Annotated in this window: 1 rRNA gene; it reads right to left on the bottom strand. The window is 50.5% G+C overall.

From position 1 onward, the window contains the following. Positions 1-119: 119 nt before the first annotated feature. Positions 120-3011: ribosomal RNA gene (locus AACV20_RS11455) — 23S ribosomal RNA — on the bottom strand. Positions 3012-3214: the final 203 nt, after the last annotated feature.

Raw genomic sequence — 3214 nt, 5'->3', positions numbered from 1 at the left:
TCAGGTGGGTCCACAACGCTATGGTCGCCAAGCAAATTTCTTAATTCGGAAAGCTGCTTCGTTCTCATTCACACATTCAATGTTCTTCCATTGAGTCCACAAAACCCCTTCGGTGTTGTATGGTTAAGCCTCACGGGCAATTAGTATTGGTTAGCTCAACGCCTCGCAGCGCTTACACACCCAACCTATCAACGTTCTAGTCTCGAACAACCCTTTAGGACACTTAAAGTGCCAGGGAAGACTCATCTCAGGGCTCGCTTCGCGCTTAGATGCTTTCAGCGCTTATCAATTCCGAACTTAGCTACCGGGCAATGCCATTGGCATGACAACCCGAACACCAGCGGTTCGTCCACTCCGGTCCTCTCGTACTAGGAGCAGCCCCCTTCAATCTTCCAACGCCCACGGCAGATAGGGACCGAACTGTCTCACGACGTTCTAAACCCAGCTCGCGTACCACTTTAAATGGCGAACAGCCATACCCTTGGGACCGACTTCAGCCCCAGGATGTGATGAGCCGACATCGAGGTGCCAAACACCGCCGTCGATATGAACTCTTGGGCGGTATCAGCCTGTTATCCCCGGAGTACCTTTTATCCGTTGAGCGATGGCCCTTCCATTCAGAACCACCGGATCACTATGACCTACTTTCGTACCTGCTCGAACCGTCATTCTCGCAGTTAAGCGGGCTTATGCCATTGCACTAACCTCACGATGTCCAACCGTGATTAGCCCACCTTCGTGCTCCTCCGTTACTCTTTGGGAGGAGACCGCCCCAGTCAAACTACCCACCAGGCACTGTCCGCAACCCCGATGAGGGGCCTACGTTAGAACATCAAAACGACAAGGGTGGTATTTCAAGGTCGACTCCACGCAATCTAGCGACTGCGCTTCTAAGTCTCCCACCTATCCTACACATGTAGGTTCAATGTTCAGTGCCAAGCTGTAGTAAAGGTTCACGGGGTCTTTCCGTCTAGCCGCGGGTACACTGCATCTTCACAGCGATTTCAATTTCACTGAGTCTCGGGTGGAGACAGCGTGGCCATCATTACGCCATTCGTGCAGGTCGGAACTTACCCGACAAGGAATTTCGCTACCTTAGGACCGTTATAGTTACGGCCGCCGTTTACCGGGGCTTCGATCAAGAGCTTCGACCTAAGTCTAACCCCATCAATTAACCTTCCGGCACCGGGCAGGCGTCACACCGTATACGTCATCTTGCGATTTTGCACAGTGCTGTGTTTTTAATAAACAGTTGCAGCCACCTGGTATCTGCGACTCTCGTCAGCTCCATCCGCGAGGGACTTCACCAATAAGAGCGTACCTTCTCCCGAAGTTACGGTACCATTTTGCCTAGTTCCTTCACCCGAGTTCTCTCAAGCGCCTTGGTATTCTCTACCCGACCACCTGTGTCGGTTTGGGGTACGATTGCTTATAATCTGAAGCTTAGAGGCTTTTCCTGGAAGCAGGGCATCAATGACTTCACTGCCGTAGCAGCTCGACGTCGTGTCTCAGCCTAACAAGAAACCGGATTTACCTAGTCTCTTAGCCTACGCACTTGAACCAGGACAACCGTCGCCTGGCCCACCTAGCCTTCTCCGTCCCCCCATCGCAATTATAAGCAGTACGGGAATATTAACCCGTTTCCCATCGACTACGCTTTTCAGCCTCGCCTTAGGGGTCGACTTACCCTGCCCCGATTAACGTTGGACAGGAACCCTTGGTCTTCCGGCGGGGAGGTTTTTCACCCCCCTTATCGTTACTCATGTCAGCATTCGCACTTCTGATACCTCCAGCATGCTTTACAACACACCTTCAACGGCTTACAGAACGCTCCCCTACCCAATACAGTAAACTGTATTGCCGCAGCTTCGGTTTACTACTTAGCCCCGTTACATCTTCCGCGCAGGCCGACTCGACCAGTGAGCTATTACGCTTTCTTTAAATGATGGCTGCTTCTAAGCCAACATCCTGGCTGTCTGAGCCTTCCCACATCGTTTCCCACTTAGTAGTAATTTGGGACCTTAGCTGGCGGTCTGGGTTGTTTCCCTCTCCACGACGGACGTTAGCACCCGCCGTGTGTCTCCCGGATAGTACTTACTGGTATTCGGAGTTTGCAAAGGGTTGGTAAGTCGGGATGACCCCCTAGCCTTAACAGTGCTCTACCCCCAGTAGTATTCGTCCGAGGCGCTACCTAAATAGCTTTCGGGGAGAACCAGCTATCTCCGAGTTTGATTGGCCTTTCACCCCTAGCCACAAGTCATCCGCTAATTTTTCAACATTAGTCGGTTCGGTCCTCCAGTTGATGTTACTCAACCTTCAACCTGCCCATGGCTAGATCACCCGGTTTCGGGTCTATATCCAGAGACTGAAGCGCCCAGTTAAGACTCGGTTTCCCTACGGCTCCCCTATTCGGTTAACCTTGCCACTGAATATAAGTCGCTGACCCATTATACAAAAGGTACGCAGTCACAGGACAATGCCTGCTCCTACTGCTTGTACGTACACGGTTTCAGGTTCTATTTCACTCCCCTCACAGGGGTTCTTTTCGCCTTTCCCTCACGGTACTGGTTCACTATCGGTCAGTCAGTAGTATTTAGCCTTGGAGGATGGTCCCCCCATGTTCAGACAGGATAACACGTGTCCCGCCTTACTCGATTTCACTTATAATGATGGAACAGTTACGGGGCTATCACCCTTTATTGCGCCACTTTCCAGAGGCTTCACCTGCATCATTAAAAGCTTAAGGGCTAGTCCAATTTCGCTCGCCGCTACTTTCGGAATCTCTGTTGATTTCTTCTCCTCGGGGTACTTAGATGTTTCAGTTCCCCCGGTTTGCCTCCTTACCCTATGTATTCAGGTAAGGATACGTGCTTATGCACGTGGGTTTCCCCATTCGGAAATCGTAGACTCAAGTGGCTGTTACTGCCTAATCTACGCTTATCGCAAGTTACTACGTCCTTCATCGCCTCTGACTGCCAAGGCATCCACCGTGTACGCTTAGTCACTTAACCATACAACCCGAAGAAGTTTCGTGTTGCAGACAAGTCACCAAGGTTGTCTCTCATTATTTGAATGAGCGAGAGACGTTTGATTTTGCCGGACTCAATTTTGAAAACTTACCGAAGTAAGCTTTCCCAAGAACACTTGAATGTGTTTGGTATCAATACGTTAAACGCATTGATGTTGAGAACTTTTATTTGATAACAACAAACAC

The sequence above is a fragment of the Vibrio sp. B4-6 genome (assembly GCF_963888245.1).
GTDB lineage: Bacteria > Pseudomonadota > Gammaproteobacteria > Enterobacterales > Vibrionaceae > Vibrio > Vibrio anguillarum.
The sequence above is the reverse complement of the archived record's forward strand: the minus strand, read 5'-3'. Positions and strand labels throughout refer to the sequence as shown.